At 65.8% G+C, this 22,661-nt stretch carries 19 protein-coding genes and 1 pseudogene; 7 read left to right on the plus strand and 13 right to left on the minus strand.

Annotated elements, in window-relative coordinates; all coding sequences use genetic code 11:
• Positions 1 to 12: 12 nt before the first annotated feature.
• The 5 genes from B3T59_RS18730 to serA form a co-directional block, all read right to left on the minus strand.
• Complete coding sequence (locus tag B3T59_RS18730; RefSeq protein ID WP_005205214.1) at positions 13 to 501, minus strand: hypothetical protein; 489 nt, start codon at positions 499 to 501, stop codon at positions 13 to 15.
• Between the two features lie 144 nt (positions 502 to 645).
• A complete protein-coding gene (locus B3T59_RS18735; protein ID WP_064864571.1) occupies positions 646 to 1,638 on the minus strand; it encodes a hypothetical protein in 993 nt (330 codons plus the stop codon).
• Entirely contained in the window at positions 1,635 to 1,985 is a 351-nt protein-coding gene (locus tag B3T59_RS18740) for a GntR family transcriptional regulator (protein ID WP_064864570.1), read from the minus strand. The genes B3T59_RS18735 and B3T59_RS18740 overlap by 4 nt, the downstream gene beginning before the upstream one ends.
• Before the next feature lie 242 nt (positions 1,986 to 2,227).
• Positions 2,228 to 3,238 (minus strand): 3-isopropylmalate dehydrogenase, encoded by a 1,011-nt coding sequence (locus B3T59_RS18745; RefSeq protein ID WP_005205221.1) that lies wholly within the window; start codon positions 3,236 to 3,238, stop codon positions 2,228 to 2,230.
• Positions 3,235 to 4,830 carry a phosphoglycerate dehydrogenase gene (serA, locus tag B3T59_RS18750; protein ID WP_005205222.1) on the minus strand — a complete coding sequence of 532 codons (1,596 nt, stop codon included), beginning with the start codon at positions 4,828 to 4,830 and terminating at the stop codon, positions 3,235 to 3,237. Before serA ends, B3T59_RS18745 begins: the two co-directional genes overlap by 4 nt.
• A gap of 348 nt (positions 4,831 to 5,178) precedes the next feature.
• On the opposite strand from serA, the gene B3T59_RS18755 reads away from it, so the two are divergent.
• On the plus strand, positions 5,179 to 5,841 hold the full coding sequence (locus tag B3T59_RS18755) for a trypsin-like peptidase domain-containing protein (protein WP_064864568.1): 663 nt from the start codon (positions 5,179 to 5,181) through the stop codon (positions 5,839 to 5,841).
• Between the two features lie 189 nt (positions 5,842 to 6,030).
• Here B3T59_RS18755 and ilvC read toward each other — a convergent pair whose 3' ends face one another.
• The 3 genes from ilvC to B3T59_RS18770 all read right to left on the minus strand — a co-directional run bounded on the left by ilvC (position 6,031) and on the right by B3T59_RS18770 (position 9,610).
• A complete protein-coding gene (gene ilvC / locus B3T59_RS18760) occupies positions 6,031 to 7,044 on the minus strand; it encodes a ketol-acid reductoisomerase (protein WP_005205225.1) in 1,014 nt (337 codons plus the stop codon).
• Between the two features lie 98 nt (positions 7,045 to 7,142).
• Positions 7,143 to 7,643, minus strand: coding sequence for an acetolactate synthase small subunit (ilvN, locus tag B3T59_RS18765; protein WP_005205228.1), 501 nt, complete (start codon positions 7,641 to 7,643; stop codon positions 7,143 to 7,145).
• Positions 7,640 to 9,610 carry an acetolactate synthase large subunit gene (locus B3T59_RS18770; RefSeq protein ID WP_287004729.1) on the minus strand — a complete coding sequence of 657 codons (1,971 nt, stop codon included), beginning with the start codon at positions 9,608 to 9,610 and terminating at the stop codon, positions 7,640 to 7,642. The genes ilvN and B3T59_RS18770 overlap by 4 nt, the downstream gene beginning before the upstream one ends.
• 336 nt (positions 9,611 to 9,946) lie before the next feature.
• On the opposite strand from B3T59_RS18770, the gene B3T59_RS18775 reads away from it, so the two are divergent.
• The 3 genes and pseudogenes from B3T59_RS18775 to ilvD all read left to right on the plus strand — a co-directional run bounded on the left by B3T59_RS18775 (position 9,947) and on the right by ilvD (position 14,056).
• Positions 9,947 to 10,456, plus strand: a complete 510-nt coding sequence (locus tag B3T59_RS18775; RefSeq protein WP_005205231.1) for a PH domain-containing protein — start codon at positions 9,947 to 9,949, stop codon at positions 10,454 to 10,456.
• 84 nt (positions 10,457 to 10,540) lie between these two features.
• Positions 10,541 to 11,883 (plus strand): annotated as a pseudogene (mgtE, locus tag B3T59_RS18780) (magnesium transporter).
• Between the two features lie 328 nt (positions 11,884 to 12,211).
• A complete protein-coding gene (gene ilvD / locus B3T59_RS18785) occupies positions 12,212 to 14,056 on the plus strand; it encodes a dihydroxy-acid dehydratase (RefSeq protein ID WP_039855265.1) in 1,845 nt (614 codons plus the stop codon).
• Between the two features lie 102 nt (positions 14,057 to 14,158).
• Here the strand turns inward: ilvD and B3T59_RS18790 are convergent, their stop codons facing one another.
• On the minus strand, positions 14,159 to 15,361 hold the full coding sequence (locus tag B3T59_RS18790; protein WP_005205236.1) for a DoxX family protein: 1,203 nt from the start codon (positions 15,359 to 15,361) through the stop codon (positions 14,159 to 14,161).
• Between the two features lie 187 nt (positions 15,362 to 15,548).
• Between B3T59_RS18790 and B3T59_RS18795 the strand changes: the two genes are divergently transcribed.
• The 3 genes from B3T59_RS18795 to B3T59_RS18805 all read left to right on the plus strand — a co-directional run bounded on the left by B3T59_RS18795 (position 15,549) and on the right by B3T59_RS18805 (position 18,001).
• The gene (locus tag B3T59_RS18795) at positions 15,549 to 16,718 is read left to right on the plus strand and encodes a PQQ-dependent sugar dehydrogenase (RefSeq protein ID WP_082946522.1); all 1,170 of its coding nucleotides are present in this window, start codon (positions 15,549 to 15,551) and stop codon (positions 16,716 to 16,718) included.
• A 120-nt stretch (positions 16,719 to 16,838) separates the two neighbouring features.
• Entirely contained in the window at positions 16,839 to 17,567 is a 729-nt protein-coding gene (locus B3T59_RS18800) for a TNT domain-containing protein (RefSeq protein WP_005205240.1), read from the plus strand.
• On the plus strand, positions 17,564 to 18,001 hold the full coding sequence (locus tag B3T59_RS18805; protein WP_005205243.1) for an Imm63 family immunity protein: 438 nt from the start codon (positions 17,564 to 17,566) through the stop codon (positions 17,999 to 18,001). Before B3T59_RS18800 ends, B3T59_RS18805 begins: the two co-directional genes overlap by 4 nt.
• A 15-nt stretch (positions 18,002 to 18,016) precedes the next feature.
• Here the strand turns inward: B3T59_RS18805 and gatB are convergent, their stop codons facing one another.
• The 4 genes from gatB to B3T59_RS18825 form a co-directional block, all read right to left on the minus strand.
• Entirely contained in the window at positions 18,017 to 19,519 is a 1,503-nt protein-coding gene (gene gatB, locus B3T59_RS18810) for an Asp-tRNA(Asn)/Glu-tRNA(Gln) amidotransferase subunit GatB (RefSeq protein WP_005205244.1), read from the minus strand.
• Positions 19,520 to 19,610: 91 nt separating this feature from the next.
• Positions 19,611 to 20,645, minus strand: coding sequence for an ATP-dependent 6-phosphofructokinase (locus tag B3T59_RS18815; RefSeq protein WP_005205247.1), 1,035 nt, complete (start codon positions 20,643 to 20,645; stop codon positions 19,611 to 19,613).
• Between the two features lie 158 nt (positions 20,646 to 20,803).
• On the minus strand, positions 20,804 to 21,499 hold the full coding sequence (locus B3T59_RS18820; RefSeq protein WP_039855305.1) for a response regulator: 696 nt from the start codon (positions 21,497 to 21,499) through the stop codon (positions 20,804 to 20,806).
• 10 nt (positions 21,500 to 21,509) lie between these two features.
• Positions 21,510 to 22,661: sensor histidine kinase (locus B3T59_RS18825; RefSeq protein WP_287004736.1), on the minus strand; the 1,152-nt coding region annotated here is incomplete at its 5' end.

A 22,661-nucleotide genomic window follows, 5' to 3' on the forward strand; every position in this document is an offset into this window, starting at 1 on the left:
GGCGCCCACCCGTCATCGCCGATTCGGCGGGTCCCGTCGAAGGCACCATGTCGACGCGGCTATCGCCGTCGCCACCGCGACGACAAGCCCGAGGATCATGCCGAAGACGAACCACAGTGCAGGCAATGCGGCCGACGGCGCTCCGTGATGGCCGAGCTGAGCGCCTGTGACCCCGAGCATGAAGGCGACGAGGAAGACGACCAACCCGTTGATGATGGCGAGTGTCGCGGCCAACATCGGGACCGCTCGCGCGGTGCAGCTTGTTACGGCACCGACAGCCAGGGCAACAGCGACAACGACTCCGACCGTGGCACAGACTCGCGAGAAACTGTTGGTGCCGTCGACACCGTGATGACCCCAATGCGTCGCAATGGCATCCGGCAGACCGGGTCGCCAAGCGGCCAGCAGGATTACCGCGACGACGCTCATCCCGACGGCGGGCCCGACGCCGAGCGCTGCCGTCCGCGACCGGATAACGGACACGGAGCCGTTGCCTGTCATCGGCACCTCCGTAGTCTTCTCAACCGCACAGTCTCGTAACCCGCACACCCGTAACGCCGACGTGCAGAACCAGATAGCTCGATTGTCACGCTGATCGGCCCGCGCGCCAATCCGTCGAACGCAATACGCGGGCCGTCGAGCAAGTCACCGACGCGAGTGTGCTTGCGCGACGCACGCATTGACCAAACCCGCGGCCTGCTGCGCGTCGGGGACGACGACGAGTTCACGGCCGCCGTCCAGTCGAGTGAGCATCAGTGCGGACCCGGATCGTAGGACGATGCCGCGCACTCCGCGCAACCGCCCGTGCACACAGAGCCGCTGACCGTACCCACCGAAGTCGCGCAATGCGTTGACCTGAGTGACTTCGGCGCGGACGACGTCACTCATGGGGACGGTGACCCGAGGCCATCCGAGTACGCCTCGCACGGCGATTCGCTCCCGATCAACAGTCACGCGGGCAGACCACAGGATCGCACTGGCCAACGCGGCGACGACACCCGGCAGCACCAACCATGGCTCCCGCAGCAGAACCGCGAGCACGACGATTACGAACAGCACAAGTCCTACGATGATCAGTGACGTCGCCGATGTCGATACTCGCCGCTGCCACAGAAAGCGTTCTCCCACAGCGAGTTCGGCGACAGGCACATCGCCGACCGGCGCCGGCGTCGGCAGCTCCCTGCGGCGCACCAGCGCCGCGGTGGCCAGCCCCACGACCAGTCCGATCACACCCGCGACGACGAGTTCGATTGCCGGAATGCCGATTTCGTAGACACTGGCGATACCGCGTTGGGCGCCAACGGTACTCACGATCCCGGCGACCACGAACACCGTCAGTCCGTTGACAAGGGCGAGCGTGGCCCGCAGCGGGCCCGATTCACGGATGTACCACCCCGCCACACCTCCCAGGACTGCGCCGAGTACCGCGATCACCACCACGGTGGCGACGACACCGGTCAGACTCATCGTGCCGTCGACTCCGTGCGAGTTCCAATGCGTAGCAATCTCTTTCGGCAGATCCGCACGCCAGATACGCAAGAGCACCAACGCGACGACGAGCACGGCGATGGACGGCAGAGTGCCCAGCAGGACAGCTGCCACTCTCCCCGAACGGTGTTGAGACGACGGATGGTTCATGACATCCTCCTGGTGATTTCGACGGTCAGTTCCGCTGGCCCGACTCCGAAGCGGCGGGCCGCGTCGACGAGTCGGTCGAGCGCATCGGCGAGCTCTGCAGTGTGCGGAGCGTTTCCGGACACCACGGCACCCCGACCCCTGCGCAGCTCGACCAGTCCCTCGTCGCGCAATTCTTGGTACGCGCGCAACACGGTATGGATATTCACGTCGAGCGACGCCGCCAGATCGCGAGCAGACGGAAGCCGCTCGCCCTGGGCCAACTCCCCGCGCGCGATGCCGCCACGTACCGACGCGGCGATCTGAGTGAAGATCGGCGCGCGATCTGCGGCGTCGATGCGGATGAGCATGTCCTGATCATATAGTTCTAGTTTAAATAGAACAACTCGCGTCGCGCGGCCGGTCTGTCACGCGCCGCGCTCGTAGAAAGTTGCGCCCTGTGGGTCGCTCGCATGTACCGGTACGTTCCGACGTCCCGAGGGACGCGGCTTTCTGCGGGCACGGCCCTGCGGCTCACGTGCAGTGCGTCAGTGCCCTCACAAACGACTCGGGCCGGAACCCGAAGGTTCCGGCCCGAGAAGAGGACAACTGATCAGAGACGATCCAGGATGCGCTTGCCGATCTCGCCGGTCGACAGCGTCGCGCCGTCGCGGTCGAGAAGATCGTCGGCGACGGCCTTTTCGACGCGGCGCGCTTCGTCGGCGTATCCGAGGTGATCGAGCAGGAGCGCCACCGACAGGATGGCCGCGGTCGGGTCGGCCTTCTGCTGCCCGGCGATGTCGGGGGCGCTGCCGTGCACCGGCTCGAACATCGAGGGGTTGGTGCCCGTGGCGTCGATGTTGCCCGAGGCCGCCAGGCCGATGCCGCCGCTGACCGCTGCCGCGATGTCGGTGATGATGTCGCCGAACAGGTTGTCGGTGACGATCACGTCGAACCGACCCGGATCGGTCACCAGGTAGATCGTCGCGGCGTCGACGTGGCAGTAGTCGACGCTCACGTCGGGATACTCCGCGGCAACGGCGTTGACGGTGCGGCTCCACAACGATCCAGCGAAGGTCAGCACGTTGGTCTTGTGGACCAACGTCAGATGCTTACGACGGTTGGTCGCACGCTCGAAGGCGTTGCGCACCACTCGCTCCACCCCGTAGCGGGTGTTGACGCTGACCTCGGTCGCGACCTCGTGCGGGGTGTCGACGCGGACCGCTCCCCCGTTGCCGGTGTACGGACCCTCCGTGCCCTCACGGACCACGACGAAGTCGATGTCGGGATCGCCCGCCAGCGGCGACGTCACGCCCGGGAAGCGATGCGACGGCCGCAGATTGACGTGATGGTCGAGCGCGAACCGCATCTTGAGCAGCAGTCCGCGTTCGAGCACACCCGAGGGCACCGACGGATCGCCGATGGCGCCGAGCAGGATTGCGTCGTGCTCACGAAGCGACGCCAGATCATCGTCGGTGAGCAGTTCTCCGTTGCGGTGGTAGCGACGAGCACCGAGGTCATACTCGGTGACGTCCACCTCGGGCACGAGCGTCGTCAAGACGCCAAGCGCCTCGGAGATGACCTCGGGGCCGATGCCGTCTCCGGCGATGACAGCGAGTTTCATGACAGATCCACCTGCTCGATCAGGGTCGCGTCAACAGCCTCGGAGATCTCGGTGACCACGGCGTCGTCGACGTTCTTGCTCACGCGCAGCATCATGGTCGCGCCGCCACCGTCGGTGTCCTGCGAGAGCGCCGCGGCGAGAATGTCGATGCCCGCGTTGCCGAGCAACGTACCGATCTTGCCCAGCGAACCCGGCTGGTCGACGTAGCTGACGAGCAGGTTGAGTCCCTCGGCCCGCAGGTCGAAGTTGCGGCCGTTGATGTTGACGATCTTCTCGACCTGACGAGGCTCGGTGATCGCACCCGACACGTTGTGCACCGAACCATCGGCGTAGACGGCCTTGACGTCGACGACGCTGCGATGGCTGGGGCTCTCGGTGTTGGTCACGACTTCGCTGGTCACACCGCGCTCGGCGGCGACCGTCGGCGCGTTGACGAACGTCACCGGTTCGTCGAGCGCGGCCGAGAAGAGTCCGCGGAGCGCAGACAGTGCGAGAACGTCGACGTTGCTCGACGCGAGCTCACCACGAACGTCGACGACGATCGACGACGGCAATTCGCTGCTCAGCGCACCGATCAGCACGCCGAGCTTGCGCGACATCTCCAGCCACGGCGCGACCTCTTCGTCGACGGCTCCACCGGTGATGTTGACGGCATCGGGAACGAAGTGGCCCGCAAGCGCGAGACGCACGCTCTTGGCGACGTCGGTGCCCGCGCGGTCCTGCGCCTCACTGGTCGACGCACCGAGGTGCGGCGTGACGACGACCTGCGGCAGCTCGAACAGCGGCGAGTCGGTGCACGGTTCGGTGGCGAAGACGTCGAGGCCTGCAGCGCGCACCTGGCCCGAGGTGATCGCGTCGGCGAGAGCCTGCTCGTCGACGAGTCCACCGCGAGCGGCGTTGACGATGATGACGCCCTTCTTGGTGCGTGCGAGCTGGTCGGCGCCGATCAACCCGAGGGTCTCCGGGGTCTTCGGCAGGTGCACGGTCACGAAGTCGGCACGCTCGAGCAGTTCGTCGAGGCTGACCAATTCGATACCCAGCTGCGCCGCGCGGGCGGGCGAGACGTAGGGGTCGTAGGCGATGACGTGTGTCTCGAACGCGGCGAGACGCGCGGCAACGAGCTGTCCGATACGACCGAGCCCGACGACGCCGACCGTCTTGTCGAAGATCTCGACACCATTGAAGGACGACCGCTTCCAGGTGTGCTCGCGCAGCGTGGCGTCGGCGGCGGGGATCTGACGTGCGGCCGAGAGCAGCAGCGAGACGGCGTGCTCGGCGGCGGTGTGGATGTTGGAGGTGGGAGCGTTGACCACCATCACGCCGCGTGCGGTCGCGGCAGGTACGTCGACGTTGTCGAGACCCACGCCTGCGCGGGCGATGATCTTGAGGTTCTTGCCCGCCTCGAGCACTTCCTCGTCGACGGTGGTGGCGGACCGCACGAGGATTGCGTCCGCATCGACCACTGCCTCGAGGAGCTTGGGACGGTCAGGGCCATCGACCCACCGCACCTCGACGCCATCGCCGAGCGCTTCCACGGTCGAGGGGGCCAGTTTGTCGGCGATCAGGACGACCGGACTGCCAGCTGAGGTCACAGTGAATTCTCCGTAGATCGGTTACACAGGAATCGGGACGCCGAAGACGTGTCGAAATATCGAAGGACGTAATCGAAGCGCCAGGGACGTACGGCACTCAGCTTAGAGGGACGTCCGACGCGCCTGAACAGCCGGTCTGCGTCGTCGAAGCTCTTACTCAGGAAACACCTGTACATTGTGATCGTCATTACGCGGCCGACGATTCCAATATCGGACACGTCATCACAGACAGGTTGCAAAGCAACCGCATCTGGATTCCAGGTGCAGCTCGTCTTGGCCGCCGACCGTTACGGTGTGCAAGACCCGCCGCTCAGGCGGGACCGGTGTTAACAAGAGTGGAGCATGTGAATGATGAGGAAGCTGACAGCAATGCTGGCTGTTCTCGCCGCAGTATTGCTGGCTGGCTGGGGGGCCGGTAGCGCCACTGCTGCCCCGGCAAAGATCTATCTCGGCGGAGGGTCGGGAATCCTGGTCCTCAAGGGTGGCAACAGCGCAGCCGCCTGCACCCTCACCACGATCGGCAACGCCAAGACCGGTGAGCTGATCGGTATCACCGCAGGCCACTGCGGCAAGCCCGGCCAGAAGGTGCTCTCCGAGACATTCCAGAGTCGTGGCCAGGCAGGCACCATCACCTACTCGGATCCCAAAGAAGACGTCGCGATCATCGAGTTCGACAAGAGCCGCGTCGTGCCGCTGCGGACCGTGAACGGTGTGACGATCAACCGCATCGACACCAAGCCCCTCGGCTTCCCCACCGTCGCGTGCAAGCAGGGTCGCACCACCGGCAACACCTGCGGCATCTCGTGGTTCTCCGACGGTGACGTGCACTTCTCCCAGATCTGCGTCATCGAAGGCGATTCGGGTAGCCCCGTGGTCGTCGGCGACCGGCTCGTCGGCATGGTCAACGCGTACTACTTCGTCGGCTGCATCGGACCGGAGACCGGAACCAACATCGGCCCCGTGCTCGACTACGTGAAATCGACCAGGTACAAGGGTTTCTCGCTGATCTGATCGACTGACAAGACAACCGACGCAACACCCCGAGGCAACCACTTCGCCTCGGGGTGTTGCGTTTTCGCGTGTCCGGGTTCAGTCGACGCCGAGTGCGACCGCCGAGCGCGACCCGCCGTGGCGCGCCGGTAAAACGACACCGGCCCGACTCCCTGACGGGAACCGGGCCGGTGCTGAGTCCTTTGAGTATCAGGCGGTTTCGGTGATCGGACGATCCACCCAGCTCATCAGGTCGCGCAGCTTCTTGCCGGTGACCTCGATCGGGTGCTCGGCGTTCTTCTTACGCAGATCCTCGAGCTCCTTGTTGCCGCCCTCGACGTTGGCGACGAGGCGCTTGACGAAGGTGCCGTCCTGGATGTCGGAGAGGATGGCGCGCATGCGGTCCTTGGTATCGGCGTCGATGACACGCGGGCCCGACAGGTAGCCACCGAACTCCGCGGTGTCGGACACCGAGTAGTTCATGCGGGCGATGCCACCCTCGTAGATCAGGTCGACGATGAGCTTGAGCTCGTGCAGCACCTCGAAGTAGGCCATCTCGGGTGCGTAGCCCGCCTCGACCATGACCTCGAAGCCGGTCTTGATCAGTTCCTCGGTGCCACCGCAGAGCACGGCCTGCTCACCGAAGAGGTCGGTCTCGGTCTCTTCCTTGAAGGTCGTCTTGATGACGCCGGCGCGGCCACCACCGATAGCCGATGCATACGACAGTGCAAGCGCCTGTCCCTCACCCTTGGGGTCCTGGTCGACGGCGATCAGGGCGGGAACGCCCTTGCCGTCGACGAACTGACGACGCACGAGGTGACCGGGACCCTTCGGGGCGACCATCGCGACGGTGACGTTCTCCGGAGCCTTGATCAGGCCGAAGTGGATGTTGAGGCCGTGGCCGAAGAACAGCGCGTCGCCGTCCTTGAGGTTCGGCTCGATGTCCTCGGTGAAGATCTTGGCCTGCGAGGTGTCGGGAGCGAGCAGCATGATGACGTCGGCCCACTTGGCGGCCTCGGCGTTCGACATGACCTTGAGGCCCTGCTCTTCCGCCTTCTCACGCGACTTGGAGCCCTCACGCAGGCCGATCGCGACGTCGACGCCGGAGTCGCGCAGCGACAGCGAGTGCGCGTGGCCCTGGCTGCCGTAGCCGATCACAGCAACCTTGCGGCCCTGGATGATCGACAGATCGGCATCGTCGTCATAGAACAATTCGATCGCCACAGTTGGATTCCCTTCGATATCTACTTGTGCCCCAGTCGAAGTGGTCTTGCGGCCGGGGCTCGTATGTTGTCTTACGACAGGTTGTTTTCTTCAGAACGTCAGCGGTTGGCCGACATGCTCTTGGGTCCTCGACCCAGTGTGACCGCACCGGACTGGGCGATCTCGCGGATGCCGTACGGATCGAGCATCCGCAGCAGGGCCTCCAGTTTTTCCGACGTTCCGGTCGCCTCGATGGTCAACGACTCGGGCGAGACGTCGATCACCTTGGCGCGGAACAGATTCACGACCTCGATGACCTCGCTGCGCACCGAAGCGTCGGAGCGCACCTTGACCATCATCAGTTCGCGGGACACCGACGACGCCGGGTCCTGCTCGACGATCTTGATCACATTGATCAGCTTGTTGAGCTGCTTGGTGACCTGCTCGAGTGGGAAGTCCTCGACGGAGACCATGATGGTCATTCGCGAGACACCCTTCATCTCGGTCGGGCCGACAGCGAGCGACTCGATGTTGAATCCGCGGCGCGAGAAGAGCGACGACACGCGCGCGAGAACACCGGGCAGGTCCTCGACCAGAACGCTCAGGGTATGAGTACTCACTTCCGACCCTCCTGGCCGAGATTGGTCTGCTGGTTGACGATTTCGTGGATCTCGGCGACGTCTTCGGCGGCCGACTCGTCGTCGTCGAAGAGCGGCCGGATGTCGCGGGCGGCCATGATCTCGTCGTTGCCGGTACCCGCTGCGACCATCGGCCAGACCTGGGCGTCGGCGCCGACGATGAAGTCGATGACGACCGGGCGGTCGTTGATCTCACGCGCCTGGGCGATCACGTCGTCGACGTCGGCTTCGTTCTCGACACGGAATGCCGCGCAGCCCAACGCTTCCGCGAGCTTGACGAAGTCGGGGATGCGCCGCGAGTGGGTCGAGAGGTCGGTGTTGGAGTAGCGCTCCTCGTAGAAGAGCGTCTGCCACTGACGGACCATGCCGAGGTTGCCGTTGTTGATCAGCGCCACCTTGATCGGGATGCCCTCGATCGCGCAGGTGGCCAGCTCCTGGTTGGTCATCTGGAAACAACCGTCACCGTCGATGGCCCACACCTCGGCGTCGGGATCGGCCATCTTGGCGCCCATCGCCGCGGGAACGGCGTAGCCCATCGTGCCGAGACCACCCGAGTTCAGCCACGTACGCGGCTTCTCGTAGGAGATGAACTGTGCGGCCCACATCTGGTGCTGGCCGACGCCCGCGCAGTACACGGCGTCGGGGCCCGCGAGCTGCCCGACGCGCGAGATGACGAACTCCGGCGACATCGAACAGTCGGCGGGACGGTCGTAGCTCACCGGGTAGGTGCGGCGGATGCGGTCGAGGTAGGCCCACCACTCGGTGAGATCCTGCGACGTGTCGCTGGTGGCACGCTCGTTGCGCAGCGTCTCGATCAGATCGGAGATGACAGCCTTGCAGTCGCCGACGATCGGGACATCGGCGACGCGGTTCTTGCCGATCTCAGCGGGATCGATGTCGGCGTGGATCACCTTCGCGTCGGGCGCGAACGACGCCAACTGTCCGGTGACACGGTCGTCGAAGCGCGCGCCGAGAGTGATCAACAGATCCGAACGCTGCAGTGCCGCAACGGCTCCCACGGTGCCGTGCATGCCGGGCATGCCGAGGTGCTGCTGGTGCGAATCCGGGAACGCTCCGCGAGCCATCAGGGTGGTGACGACGGGGATGCCGGTCAGCTCGGCAAGTTCGAGCAACTCCGGCGATGCGTTGGCCTTGATGACACCGCCACCGACGTAGAGCACGGGGTGCTTCGCGGCGTTGATCAGTCGAGCTGCCTCACGAACCTGCTTGCCGTGCGGCTTGGTCACCGGACGGTAGCCGGGCAGATCGATCTGCGGCGGCCACGAGAAGGTGGTCTGCGCCTGCAGGATGTCCTTGGGGATGTCGACGAGAACCGCACCGGGACGGCCGCTTTCGGCGATGTGGAACGCCTCGGCGATGATCCGGGGGATGTCGATGGCGTTGCTCACCAGGAAGTTGTGCTTGGTGACCGGCATCGTGATGCCGGAGATATCGGCCTCCTGGAACGCATCGGTGCCGATAAGTGCCCGGCCGACCTGGCCGGTGATCGCCACGACGGGGACCGAGTCCATCTGCGCGTCGGCCAGCGGCGTGACGAGGTTGGTCGCACCGGGACCCGACGTCGCCATCATGACTCCGGCGCGACCGGTGACCTGTGCATAGCCGGTGGCAGCGTGACCAGCACCCTGCTCATGACGAACGAGAACGTGCCGCACCTTCTGCGAGTCGAGAAGCGGGTCGTAGACCGGCAGAACAGCGCCGCCGGGAATACCGAAAACCACCTCGACGCCGAGCTCCTCGAGCGATCGAACCACCGACTGCGCACCGCTGACCCGCTCGGGTGCGACGGTGTTCTGCGGCACGGCGCGGAGCGTGCCCGCCGCCGGTGATTGTTCGCGCAGCACGTTGGCTGCGGTGCCATTACTCTTGGCTGCGGGCTCGGTTGTGGCATCGGCCCCGCTGGCGGCGCGTGCTGTTGGTGCGCTCACTGCACGGTCCTCACATCTTCTGTTCGGCGTCCTGCGACGGACTGGGATTCGATTGACTTGTGATTGCGCATGGAGATCGGTTCACCATGTCGTTGACAACAAAAAACCCCCGACAGCAAGGCTGTTCGAGGGTGGCGCGTCGATGCTGGTTGGGTCTACGAAGTGACCGATCAGGCGACGACGCGCCGGCCGACTACTACGAGAAGATCCTTGTGCATCACGTTGTTCACGGTAGGGCTGTGCACATCACTGAGTCAAACTACGGACACCTGAGTCCCACATCGTGGGAAAGCACTGCGTGGACGGGCCGTCTGGCGAGGATGACACAATGGGGTCGTGCCTTCGTCTGACCAGCCGACTTCCAGCGACCTCCCCGACGACGTCCCCCCGAGCGAGGACCTGTCTCGCGAGGATCACCTGTCACACGAGGACTCCTCGGCAGAGGATGCGGTCGAGTTGCCACAGGCTTTCCGGGTACAGAAGCTGGCCTATTTCGCGGTGCCAGCGGCGTTCATCGTCGCGATCATCCTGGCGGGCACGTCACTGGTGTGGCTCGGCTGGACACTGATCATCCCGATCCTGCTCGCCCTGTGGATCGCTCGAATCCGGACTGTCGTCACCGAGGACGGGATCACCGCGGTCGGCACGTTCCGCACCAGGCGCATCGCGTGGTCGGACATTGCGGGTCTGCAGTTCTCCAAGTGGGGACCCGTCCGGGCAGTGCTGTCCGACGGCTCGAAGGTCCGATTGCCTGCGTTGATGTTCCGCGACCTGCCACTGCTGTCCGCCGCGAGTCGCGGCCGAATCCCCGATCCATACGCCGCCGCGGCCGCAGCAGAATCCTGACGCCCGAGATCCTGATGCGCAGAATCGTGCCCAGCAGTCATCGTCAACCCGCCCGAACCCGGCCGTCGCGTTAAGGTTCTTCAGGTGGCAAGCCCCACCGTTTCCGCCCACGACATCGACGACCTCATCGACGCGGGCGAGCTGGCCCAGACGTCGGCATACCTTTCGACCCTTCCCCACCACGACGTCGCCGCCATTCTGGACAGACTCCCCCGCAAGCACAGCGGTATCGCGTTTCGGCTGCTACCCAAGGACGTAGCCGTCGACGTCTTCGACGACCTCAGCCCGCGGTCGCAGCGCCACCTGATCGACGACCTCGGCACCACTGCGGTCGCCGAGGCGTTCGACAATCTCGATCCCGACGACCGCGCCGAACTGCTCGACGAATTGCCCGCGGCCGTCGCCAACACGTTGATCGCAGACCTGACACCCGAAGAACGTGATGCCACCGGCGTCGTCCTCGGCTATCCGCGCGGTTCGGTCGGCAGGCGGATGAGCCCCGAAATCGTCCATGCCTACGTCGACGAACCGGTCGCCGCGGCTCTCGCGCGTGTGAAAGAGCGCGGCGCCGAGGTCGAGACGATCTACACCATCCCGGTGATCAACCACCATCGCGTCCTCGAGGGTGTGGTGAGCTTGCGCGATCTCCTGCTCGCCGAGCCCGAGACCCCGGTCGGCGATCTCATGCGCAAACCCGTCGCTGCTGCCGCCGACGACGACGCGGAGTCGACTGCGCAACGCTGCGTCGACCGCGGCATCCTCGCCATGCCCGTCGTCGACAGCGAGAACAGGGTCGTCGGGGTGCTGACTCTCGACGACGCCGTCGAAGTCATCGAGCAGGCCCGAGACGTCGACGAGGCGCGTGCCGGCGCAAGCGAGCCGCTCGACGAGCCGTATCTGCTCGCCTCGGTCTTCTCCATCACCCGATCACGGATCGTGTGGCTCTTCGTCCTTGCATCTCGGCGATCCTCACCGTCAACGTCCTCGAGATCTTCGAGGCGACGCTCGACGAGATGGTGGCGCTTGCGCTGTTCATCCCCCTTCTGACCGGCATCGGCGGCAATACCGGTTCGCAAGCCGCGGTGACGGTCACCCGAGCACTCGCCGTCAACGACGTCGCACCTCGGGATGTGGCCCGGGTGGTCGGCAAGGAGTTCCGAGTGGGACTGACACTCGGCGTCAGCCTCGGGCTCGTCGGATTCGTCGTCGCGGGCCTGGTCTACGACTTCCGCATCGGCACGGTCATCGGCGTGACCATCGTGTCGATCTGCACCATGGCCGCGACGGTCGGCGGGCTCATGCCGCTGATCGCCAAGTCGATCAAAGTCGACCCCGCAGTGTTCTCCACTCCGTTCATCTCGACCTTCTGCGACGCAACCGGCCTCCTGCTCTACTTCATGATCGCCAAATCGGTGTTGGGTATCTGAGTCGCGGTACATGCACCGCCGGGCGGCCGACGCGCGCGGGCCGTCGGCCGAGATCTGTTTTGTTCCCGCACGTCAGCGGGGAGTACCGTTGATGAGCGAACCCGCTTCGCCACGCCCATCGGAGTGACGACGCGAGTTGGCTCAGCCCAGTCGAACCCGGTGCGGACCCGCCGAGGTGTCAGGCCAGACGAACGTTTCCGACGCACACGAAAACGGTGAGCGAATATTCGCGTCTGGTGTGGCGTTGAGACATCCACAGCGCCGTAGTCGGCGCATCGCGAGTCCACACGGTCCGCCTCGCGCGGACACCGAACGATCGAGGAATCCCATGCCAGCCCTGAGGTCGCGAACCACCACCGTCGGACGAGAAGCAGCCGGAGCCCGCTCACTGTGGCGTGCCACCGGCATGACCGATGACGATTTCGGCAAGCCGATTGTCGCCATCGCGAACTCGTACACACAGTTCGTGCCGGGCCATGTGCACCTCAAGAACGTCGGCGAGATCGTGGCCGACGCTGTTCGCGCCGCGGGCGGCGTTCCCCGCGAGTTCCACACGATCGCCGTCGACGACGGCATCGCGATGGGTCACGGCGGCATGCTCTACTCGCTGCCGAGCCGCGAGATCATCTCCGACTCCGTCGAATACATGGTCAACGCCCACACCGCCGACGCGCTGGTGTGTATCTCGAACTGCGACAAGATCACTCCCGGCATGCTCAACGCCGCGATGCGCCTGAACATCCCGACCGTCTTCGTCTCGGGTGGCCCGATGGAGGCTGGCAAGGCCGTGATCGTCGACGGTGTCGCGCAGGCGCCCACCGACCTCATCACCGCGATCTCGGCGTCGGCGAACAACGACGTCGACGACGCGGGCCTCACCGAGGTCGAGCGGTCGGCCTGCCCGACATGCGGCTCGTGCTCCGGCATGTTCACCGCCAACTCCATGAACTGCCTGACCGAGGCACTGGGTCTGTCGCTGCCGGGCAACGGCTCGACGCTGGCCACACACGCCGCGCGCTACGACCTGTTCAGTCGCGCGGGCACCACCGTCGTCGAGGCTGCTCTTCGCTACTACCGCGACGACGACGACTCGGTGCTCCCGCGCAGCATCGCGACCACGACGGCCTTCCGCAACGCGATGGCACTCGACGTCGCGATGGGCGGCTCGACCAATACCGTGTTGCACATCCTCGCCGCCGCGCAGGAGGGCGAGGTCGCCGACTTCGATCTCGACGTCATCGACGAGATCAGCCGCAACGTGCCGTGTCTGTCGAAGGTCGCACCCAACTCCGACTACCACATGGAAGACGTCCACCGCGCCGGTGGCATCCCCGCCATCCTCGGTGAATTGCGTCGTGGCGGACTGATCGACGACACCGTCTCCACGGTGCACTCGAAGACCATGGCCGACGCCCTCGACGACTGGGACATCCGCGGCGGCAAGGCCACCGACGCCGCGATCGAACTGTTCCACGCCGCGCCAGGTGGCGTGCGGACCGTCGAACCGTTCTCGACGAAGAACCGGTGGAGTTCACTCGACACCGACGAAGAGGGCGGCTGCATCCGCGACGTCGAGCATGCGTACACCGCAGAGGGCGGATTGTGTGTGCTGCAGGGCAACCTGGCCGAAGACGGAGCCGTGCTCAAGACCGCGGGCATCAGCGAAGACCTCTGGCATTTCCAGGGTCCCGCGCGCGTCGTCGAAAGCCAGGAGGAGGCCGTGCAGGTCATCCTGTCCAAGACGATCCAGGCAGGCGAGGTGCTCGTCGTGCGCTATGAGGGCCCGTCCGGCGGCCCGGGCATGCAGGAGATGCTGCACCCGACCGCCTTCATGAAGGGCACCGGCATGGGCAAGAAGTGCGGGCTCATCACCGACGGCCGGTTCTCCGGTGGCTCGTCGGGTCTGTCGGTCGGCCACATCTCCCCCGAGGCCGCCGCGGGTGGTGTCATCGGTCTGATCGAAGACGGCGACCCGATCCTCATCGACGTCAAGACTCGCGCGTTGAAGGTGCTCGTCGACGACGACGTGCTCGCCGAGCGTCGCGCCAAGATGGAGGCCTCCGAGCGTCCGTGGCAGCCCAAGGACCGCCAGCGCACGGTGACGACTGCGCTGCGCGCCTACGCCAAGCTGGCCACCTCCGCTGACAAGGGCGCTGTTCGCCGAGTCGACTGAGAGTCTGGGCGTCTGAGCGTCCGGCGTACAACTCCAACAAGAAGGGCCCGACCAACTGGTCGGGCCCTTCTTCATTGCGTTGGTGTCTTTACAGCGGGGCTGTCAGCCCGGGTTGCCCGGAGAGGTGAACGGGTCGGTGCCGTTGCAGAAGATCCAGATCACGCACGCGACGGCGATCCCGACGACCAGCCACAACACCGAGCCGATGAACGGTCTGCGGGCCCAGCCACGCGGATAGTCCAGTGAGTAGAGCCCCGGCCCGGTGAGGATGATGGCGGCGGCCGCCGCGGCCATCATGAGCTCGAACTCGACGCCGCTTGCGCTCGCGAAGAACTCGAACCCACCGGCGAGCGTTGTCTTGAATGCGGCTGCCAGCAGCATCACCGCGAGAATCGCCGACGCCCCGATCGGCGTGAGCAGCCCGACGATCACCATCAGACCGCCGATCGTCTCGGCGAGCGCGATACCCGCTGCCAGCGGCTTGGCGGCGTCCGCTGCGAATCCGATCGCGGGGTTCGCGGGATTGAGGAGTTCATTCTGGAACCCGTCGAGACCTGTGCCGGTCCACCAACCGAACAGGTGTGACAAACCGTGCGCCATCACGACGACTCCGACGGCCACGCGTAACAGCAGCAGCCCGAGGTCGAGGGTGCCGCGTCGCACGCGCGGCTCGGCGACCGCGAGCGACTCGTCATGGTCGGCGTGTACCGGCGCAGGCACTGCGTCGACGTCGGCCCGCGCACTGCTGAATCTCGCTGTATCGACGGGCTCAGGAGTGGCGGGGTCGACGGGTTCGGCCGTCGCGGAGTCGGCGGCGTCGTGTTCGGGTTGAGGGGTGGCCGTATCGATGATCGCGGTGTCGTGACGCTCGGTCGAGGCGGCGGTGACCGGGTGGGCAACGTCCCCGTGCTCGCGCGCAGGTTCGGGCGTTGCGGGCTCGGAGCTCGCGAAACGTTCGGTCGCGGCGTCGTCGATACGTTGCGGCGCGGGCCTGCGGCGCCGTCGATGCCCCGTCGCCCCCGCGGCCGACTCTGAGGACACTGCTGCCGGCGGCGTCGGCTTCCCAGCGGGTGGGGTCGTGGCGGAGAACGGGCGCGTCTGCACCTCGTCCGGATCGAGATCGTCGAGTTCGTCGACGCGAGTCATCCGTCCACGAGAGTGCCTGTCGTAGAAGGCATCACGGTCGTCGGCAGGACGTTGTTGGATGGGGATCTGCCCGGTCGTCTCGTCGTACGGACTCGCGGAGTCGCCGTCGGAACCAACGTAGGGTTTGTTGCTGCCCGTCTCCGCGTTGCCTGCCGCCACGCGCCCGGTGCCGCTGCCTGAACTTCCCCTCAGACCGCGATCGTCGGAGTTCGACGCCGCTCCGGAGACGTCGTCGGTAGAGGCCCGGTCGTCTCGTTCAGTCACACAGTCGACTGTAGAGCGTCGCCGACGGGCCACCGCCCAACAGCGCGCGGTGAGTCGTCGACCATCGCCTACTGTGGTGTGCATGCGAGAGGGGCGGAACAAGCGGCATCGAACCGCCGGATCCCGGCGGGTGCGCCTGTGGGCACTGCTGACGGGGGCGATCATGCTGGCGGCGGTCGTACTCACCGGGTGCGCAGACTTCTCCGCTCAGGACCGCGACCGCGCGGCAGGCGACTTCTCGGCCAACAACGATGCGCCCCAGAATCAGCAGCAGACGCCGACCCCCGAGCCCAGCACCCCGGAGAATCAGGGTCCGCCGCCGACAGGCCCGTGCGTCGACCCCGACCCCCAGGTCATCGCCACATGTCTCGCGTCGACCGGAGGACTCATGCCCGGCGACGATCAGGCGACCACAACGGTCGTCGCCGAACGCACGACGGGCAAACTGATCACCGCCAAGCGCTATGGACCGCAACGAGCGATCGCCTCGTTCGACGTCGACGGCTCGGGCGACGGCGGACTCGTCGACTTCGCGTTGTCTCCGACGTACAGCCAGGACCGGCTCATCTACGCCCTCATCACCACCCCGTCGGACAATCGCGTGGTCCGGATCGCGCCGGGCGACGTCGCCAAGCCGATTCTCACCGGGATTCCGAAGGGTGCCACCGGAAACATGGGGGCTTTGTACTTCCGCTCCCCCACCGAGCTCCTCGTCGCGACGGGCGATGCGGGTGATCCGTCGGCGGCGGCAAACCCTGCGTCGCTCGCGGGCAAACTGCTGTCCGTCACCTCGTTCGGGTCGGGCGCCAATCCGCCACCGAAAGTCGTCGCCTCCGGATTCGGATCGAACGTGGCACTGTGCCACAACGACACCGGAGCGCTCTACGTCGCCGATCGCACCTCGACCGAGGATCGCTTGCAGATCGTCGAGTCGGCCGGGCCCAAGGTGCTGTGGACGTGGCCGGACAAACCCGATGTCGCGGGTTGCGCGGTCTCATCGGGCCAGATCTTCGTAACCACCACGCGCACCCAGCAGATCCTCGCGCTCACCGAACCGACACGAGAGAAGCCGACGATCACTCCGCCTGCCGTCGTTCTCGAGAAGCGTTACGGCGCTTTGGGTCGGATCGTCAGCTCCGCAAGTGGCGCAATGCTTTTCGCGACCGTGAACAAGGCGTCGGGCAAGCCTGTCGCCACCGACGACCGCGTCGTGCGCTTCATTCCGCCCGCGTCGTCGGAGAATCGGACCTGAGGTACGAGCCTCGTTTTCCGTCACCCGTTCGTCGTACGGATTTCGCGATACTGCCGATCGGTGACATGGGCGCGCTCTACGCTGCCTTCACCACTGATCATTCAGCGAAAGGCACGGCCCATGCGTCGTCGCGTTCTGGTTCTCGTACTCTCGTTCTTCCTCGCCCTCGCATTCGGGTCTGCCGGTGTGGCCACCGCGGCACCGGGTTTGGGCTCCTCCGATTTCGGCAGTCTCGGCGGCATCCCCGGCCTGCCGGGCACCTCGGCCGGCTGTTCGGCGGAACTCTACAGCCCGGGCGATTGGCGCCTCGGCCCGAAGGAATTCGCCACGGAGGCGCCGGTCGGACCTCAGTTGGCCGGCTATAAGCGCCTCGGCAACTTCACCGACGGCAAGGACTTCCTGACCAAGTGGTGGGACCCGGACGCGAAGCCCAAAGCAAACTGGCGCTATCCGGAACAACAGGGGTACGTTATCAGGAACGGCAAGCCCATCAAGCACCGCGCCGCGCTGGACGTCGGCAAGAGCATCGACCGGTACGGCGGTGAGGGTGGCAACTTCTTCGCACCCACCGGCACGAGTTACATCAAACGGTCACTGCCGCCGTCGAATCTCGTCAACAGCTCCAGCCCCCGGTATTGCAACTACCACGTGTACCGCGTGGTCAAGCAACTCCCGATCTACACCGGCCCGATCGCACCGGCCTTCGAACAACCCGGTCTCGGCACTCAGTACGAGGTGGTCCCACAGCTTCTGCCGAGCCGCCCGGAGTGTGGAACCGACGTCAACGTCGGCTGGCTGCTGTGCGCCGGATACCTGCTGCAGACGTTCCCGCCGGTGACCAGCGGATGACCGGTATCGACAGCGGGCTCGGCGAGTCGATGACGACGCGCATCGTCGAGCTCGGCCGTCGTATGGGGGCGACCACCGACGACCTCCCCGAGCTGTCACGTCTGCGCGACGACGGTGTTCCATCATGCTGGCAGCAGGACGGCGTGTGGCATCTGACGGTCAGAGAACGTGCACGCATTCTCTCCGACCGACAGACCACCTCTGCCGACGAGTTTCTCTTCTTCGTCGCCGAACAGATATCGGATGCGAAGTCGCGACGACTGCACCCGCCCGGCACCCCGGATTTCCGCAGGGTGTCGTGGCAGGCGCAGTACGACATCCTGCACGGCGTCGACCCGGAGTGGGCAGACACGTGGCTCGGTCAGACGCGGTCACGACTGGTCGACGCCGGCGTCGACGACGATGTGCTCGCGCTTCTTCCAAACGCGAGCTGATCGGCTCGGGCGTCGTCAGGAGCAGGCGGCGATGACCAGTTCTTTCACACGAGCCGGGTCGGCCTGACCGCGCGTCGCCTTCATGACGTCGCCCACGATCTTGCCTGCGGCCGCAACCTTGCCGCCCCGGATCTTGTCGGCGATGTCGGGGTTGGCGGCCAGTGCCTCGTCGACGGCCTTCTGCAGTGCGGAGTCGTCGCGCACCACCTCGAGGCCACGGTCGGCCACGATCTGCTCGGGTTCGCCCTCGCCGTCGAGCACCGCGACCGCGACCTGCTGCGCGAGCTTGGTGGTCAGCTTGCCCTCGTCGACGAGTCCGATGACCGAGGCGACCTGCGCCGGAGTGATGGCCAGATCGGCGAGTTCGACCTCGCGCGTATTGGCCTGTTGCGCGAGGAATGACACCCACCAGCCGCGCGCGGCTTCGGGAGCGGCACCCGCATCGACGGTCGCGATGATGAGGTCGACGGCGCCGACGTTGACCAGGTCACGCATGACCTCGTCGGACACGCCCCACTCGGTCTGGATCCGCGCGCGTCGCACCCACGGCAACTCAGGCAATGCGCCTTGGATCTCGGCCACCCATGCCGAATCCGGTTGCACGGGAGGCAGATCGGGCTCCGGGAAGTAGCGGTAGTCCTCCGCGGTCTCTTTACGACGCCCCGCCGAGGTGGTGCCGTCGGATTCGTGAAAGTGACGAGTCTCCTGCACGACCTCGCCGCCCGATTCGAGAACCGCTGCCTGCCTTCGCATTTCGTAAGTGACGGCGACCTCGACACTCTTGAGCGAGTTGACGTTCTTGGTCTCGGTGCGGGTGCCGAACTCGGAGGCATCCTTGCGCATCAACGACACATTGGCGTCGCAGCGCAGCGATCCCTGATCCATGCGGACGTCCGAGACGTCGAGTGACTTGAGGAGATCTCGCAACGCCGTGACGTAGGCGCGCGCGACCTCGGGTGCGCGCGCTCCGGCACCGGTGATCGGCTTGGTGACGATCTCGACGAGCGGCACACCCGCGCGGTTGTAGTCGAGGAGGGAGTGGTCGGCGCCGTGGATGCGGCCGTCGCCACCCACATGCAGCGACTTGCCCGTGTCCTCCTCCATGTGAGCGCGTTCGATCTCGACACGCCAGGTCGTTCCGTCGGAGAGCGCGACGTCGAGGTATCCCTCGTAGGCGATCGGGTCGTCGTACTGGGAGATCTGGTAGTTCTTCGGCTGGTCGGGATAAAAGTAGTTCTTCCGCGCAAAGGTGCTCGACGGCCGGATGGAACAGTTCAGCGCCAGTCCGATGCGTATCGCGTACTCGATGGCCTTGGCGTTGGCCACGGGGAGTGATCCGGGCAGGCCGATGCACACCGAGCACACCTGCGTGTTGGGATCGGCTCCGAAGGCGGTCGGGCACGCACAGAACATCTTGGTGTCGGTACCGAGCTCGACGTGCACCTCGAGTCCCATCACGGGATCGAACTTCTCGATGACCTCGTCGTAGTCCATCAGTTCGGCGGTCGCGGCAGTCATGGCGTCCAGTTTATGCGTGCGCGCATCGCCCGGTCGGTCGGGTCGTGTGCATCGACGGCGCGCATCACCGAGCCGCGCCGAGCGGGGCCCGTCAGCCGAAGATGACCCGCATTTCCTGATACTGGGCCGCGGGGACCTGCTTGTGGTTGGCCAGCGCCTCGTCGAAGGTGGTGCGCTCGATCTCGGTGCCACGCAGCACCACCATCTGCCCCCAGCCCTTGTCGGCGACGAGATCGGTCGTCGCCATGCCGAGTCTGGTGGCCAGGACGCGGTCGAACGCCGTCGGCACTCCACCGCGCTGTACGTGGCCGAGCACGGTTGCGCGGGTCTCGATTCCGGTGCGCTCCTCGATCATCGGGGCGAGGACCTCGGCGATGCCGCCCAGTCGGGGCCGGTTGAAGCCGTCGAGCCCCTTCGTCGAATGTGCGGTCTCCATCTCGGGCAGTTTGAAGCCCTCGGCGACGACGACCATCGGTGAGCGACCGCGGTTCTTCACGCTCGTCACCCAGGCGCAGATCTGATTGAGACTCTCGGGATGCTCCGGGATCAAGATGGCATGCGCGCCGCCCGCGATTCCGGAGTGCAATGCGATCCACCCCGCGTGACGGCCCATCACCTCGAGCACCATGCAGCGTTTGTGCGAGTTACCGGTGGTACGCAACCGGTCGATGGACTCAGTCGCGATCTCGACCGCGGTGTTGAAACCGAACGTGTAGTCGGTCGCGGCGATATCGTTGTCGATGGTCTTCGGCACGCCGACGATGTTGATGCCGTCTTCGAACAGGCGCTGCGACGCTGCGGCCGTGCCATCGCCGCCGATGGCGATCACACCGTCGATCTCGAGGTTCTTGAGGACCTTCTTGATGTTTTCCGCGCCACCGTCCGGCTCGGAGTACGGACCGAATCGACTGGTACCGAGGATGGTTCCGCCCTCGTGGCTCAGACCACGCACACGGGCGCGGTCGAGCTCGATGATGTCGCCGTAGACGAGTCCGTACCAGCCGTCACGAAAGCCGACGAACTCCTGCCCATAGACGGTTTCTCCCTTGAGAACCGCACCGCGGATGACCGCATTCAGACCCGGGCAGTCGCCTCCGGAGGTGAGAATGCCGTATCTCTTCGCCATGTCTCTTCGTGCCTTCCGCCGTCCGAGTTGCCGCTATCCGAGTTAGCCGCCGGGGTGAACGCTCACTGGTGAACGCTTACTTGGGTGAACGCTGTCCAATCTAGTTGGCCGTCGTGCCGTGCGCCGTGCGACAGCGAATGCCGTACAGCCGGTGTTCATCACTTCACACCGTGCTCGTAGGCGTAGACGACGGCTTGGGCGCGATCGCGCAGGCCGAGTTTTCCCAACAATCCACTCACATGTGTCTTGACGGTCTGCTCGGTGACGTACAGTTCGCCCGCGATCTCGGCGTTCGACTTGCCCTCGGCGACCAGTTCGAGCACCTCACGCTCGCGCGGGGTGAGGGATGCGAGTTCCGGCGATGAGGTGCGGCGCTCACGCCGCGAGGTCACCTCGGCGATGAGTCGGCGGGTGATCGACGGCGCCAGCAGCGCATCGCCCGCCGCGACCACCCGCACAGCCCGGACGAGCTCGTCGGCGGGCGCATCCTTGAGCAGAAATCCCGACGCCCCGATCCGCAGCGCTTCGTACACGTAGTCGTCGATGTCGAAGGTCGTCAACATCAGCACGCGCGTCTTGCCCGCGGCGCCGTTCGCCGGAACGCCTGCGCCCGTACCGGATTCGACGCCCGCCTGACTCGCCAGGATGCGCTGCGCCGCCCACAACCCATCGCGCCTGGGCATCCGCACATCCATGAGCACGACGTCGGGGCTCACCCTGGCGCACAGTTCGACGGCCTCGACGCCGTCGGCGGCATCACCGAGCACCGAGAAGTCGGGTTGGGCGGCGAGCAACGCCGAGAATCCCTGTCGGACCATCGCCTGGTCGTCGACGATGACAAGCGTGATCGGCACCGGATGCACGCTACCTTTCTGCATCCGAAGAATCTGTATTTGATGAATCTGTATTTGATGAAGCAGTGGGGTCCGATGATGCGGTTGGGTCCGATGAAGTGATCGCGCGCTGGTTTCCGGTGGGAACCCACGCGCGGACGGCGAATCCGCCGTCAGGGGTGAGCGCGGTGACGAGTGATCCGCCGACGCTGCGCGCCCGATCGGTCATACCGGGGATACCGGCTCCGTTGCCCGCAAGATCCAGCGGCGGTTCGGTGCCCGGCCCGTTGACGACTGCGAGTTCGAGCTGACCTTGTGCACCGTCGCGCAGCCAGATGTCTGTCCGCGCTCCCGGCGCATGGCGGGTGGCGTTGGCCAGGGACTCCTGCACGATCCGATACACGGCCAGACCCGACGCCTCGCCGACGTCCGTTCCGGGCGTCGCCAGATGCAACTGCACGTCGGCTCCTGCCCGACGTGTCGCCTCAACCAACGACTCGATGTGTTCGAGCCCGGGGTTGGGCGCTGTCCGCGCACTCGACGCATTTGAGGTGTCGTCGGGTTCACGCAGCACGCCGAGGAGCTGGCGCACCTCGTCGAGCGAGGTGCGCGCCGCCACGGCGATCGCGTCGAATTCGGCCGCAGCGGCGTCGCTGACGTCGGGCAGTCGATACCGAGCGGTCTGCGCCATCACCACCACCATCGACATCCGGTGGGCAACGACGTCGTGGAGGTCACGCGCGATGCGTGCACGCTCCTGCAGGACGGCCGCCTCGGATTCCGCCGCCTTGGTCTCCTGGGTGCGCTCGGCCAGCTGCCTACGAGATGCCAGCAGCCCGCGCACAAGGGCGATGACGATGGCACCGAACGTCAGACCGAAGATCCATCCCGGCCGCTGGTCGTCGGGGGCCGAATTCGTCATCACCAACGTCGACGCCAACCAGATCACCGGCAGCCACCGGAGCGGGCATCGGAGTGCGGCCATGAACGACAGCACAAGGATTGCGATGATGTGCGTCACCTGGATCGACCACGGCCACCCGCCCACCGTGGGAACCACCGACCCGATGATCATCGCCGCGAGCAACGAGATCGCCCATCCCACAACGGGAGCCGACCACCCCAGCGCAACCGGCCATGCGATCGCCGCGGCCACGGCGGGCATCGCGTACGCCGGAACGTC

This window comes from Gordonia sp. UBA7860 (assembly GCF_002500165.1).
GTDB classification, from domain to species: Bacteria; Actinomycetota; Actinomycetes; order Mycobacteriales; family Mycobacteriaceae; genus Gordonia; species Gordonia sputi.

Bases quoted from the DNA above. Each gene is read 5' to 3' on its own strand.
- B3T59_RS18805 (WP_005205243.1), top strand. From the start codon at position 17,564: ATGACCGGTATCGACAGCGGGCTCGGCGAGTCGATGACGACGCGCATC.
- B3T59_RS18735 (WP_064864571.1), bottom strand. From the start codon at position 1,638: ATGAACCATCCGTCGTCTCAACACCGTTCGGGGAGAGTGGCAGCTGTC.
- B3T59_RS18755 (WP_064864568.1), top strand. From the start codon at position 5,179: ATGATGAGGAAGCTGACAGCAATGCTGGCTGTTCTCGCCGCAGTATTG.
- B3T59_RS18740 (WP_064864570.1), bottom strand. From the start codon at position 1,985: ATGCTCATCCGCATCGACGCCGCAGATCGCGCGCCGATCTTCACTCAG.
- B3T59_RS18745 (WP_005205221.1), bottom strand. From the start codon at position 3,238: ATGAAACTCGCTGTCATCGCCGGAGACGGCATCGGCCCCGAGGTCATC.
- B3T59_RS18815 (WP_005205247.1), bottom strand. From the start codon at position 20,645: ATGGCGAAGAGATACGGCATTCTCACCTCCGGAGGCGACTGCCCGGGT.
- ilvD (WP_039855265.1), top strand. From the start codon at position 12,212: ATGCCAGCCCTGAGGTCGCGAACCACCACCGTCGGACGAGAAGCAGCC.
- gatB (WP_005205244.1), bottom strand. From the start codon at position 19,519: ATGACTGCCGCGACCGCCGAACTGATGGACTACGACGAGGTCATCGAG.
- B3T59_RS18800 (WP_005205240.1), top strand. From the start codon at position 16,839: ATGCGTCGTCGCGTTCTGGTTCTCGTACTCTCGTTCTTCCTCGCCCTC.
- B3T59_RS18730 (WP_005205214.1), bottom strand. From the start codon at position 501: ATGACAGGCAACGGCTCCGTGTCCGTTATCCGGTCGCGGACGGCAGCG.
- B3T59_RS18795 (WP_082946522.1), top strand. From the start codon at position 15,549: ATGCGAGAGGGGCGGAACAAGCGGCATCGAACCGCCGGATCCCGGCGG.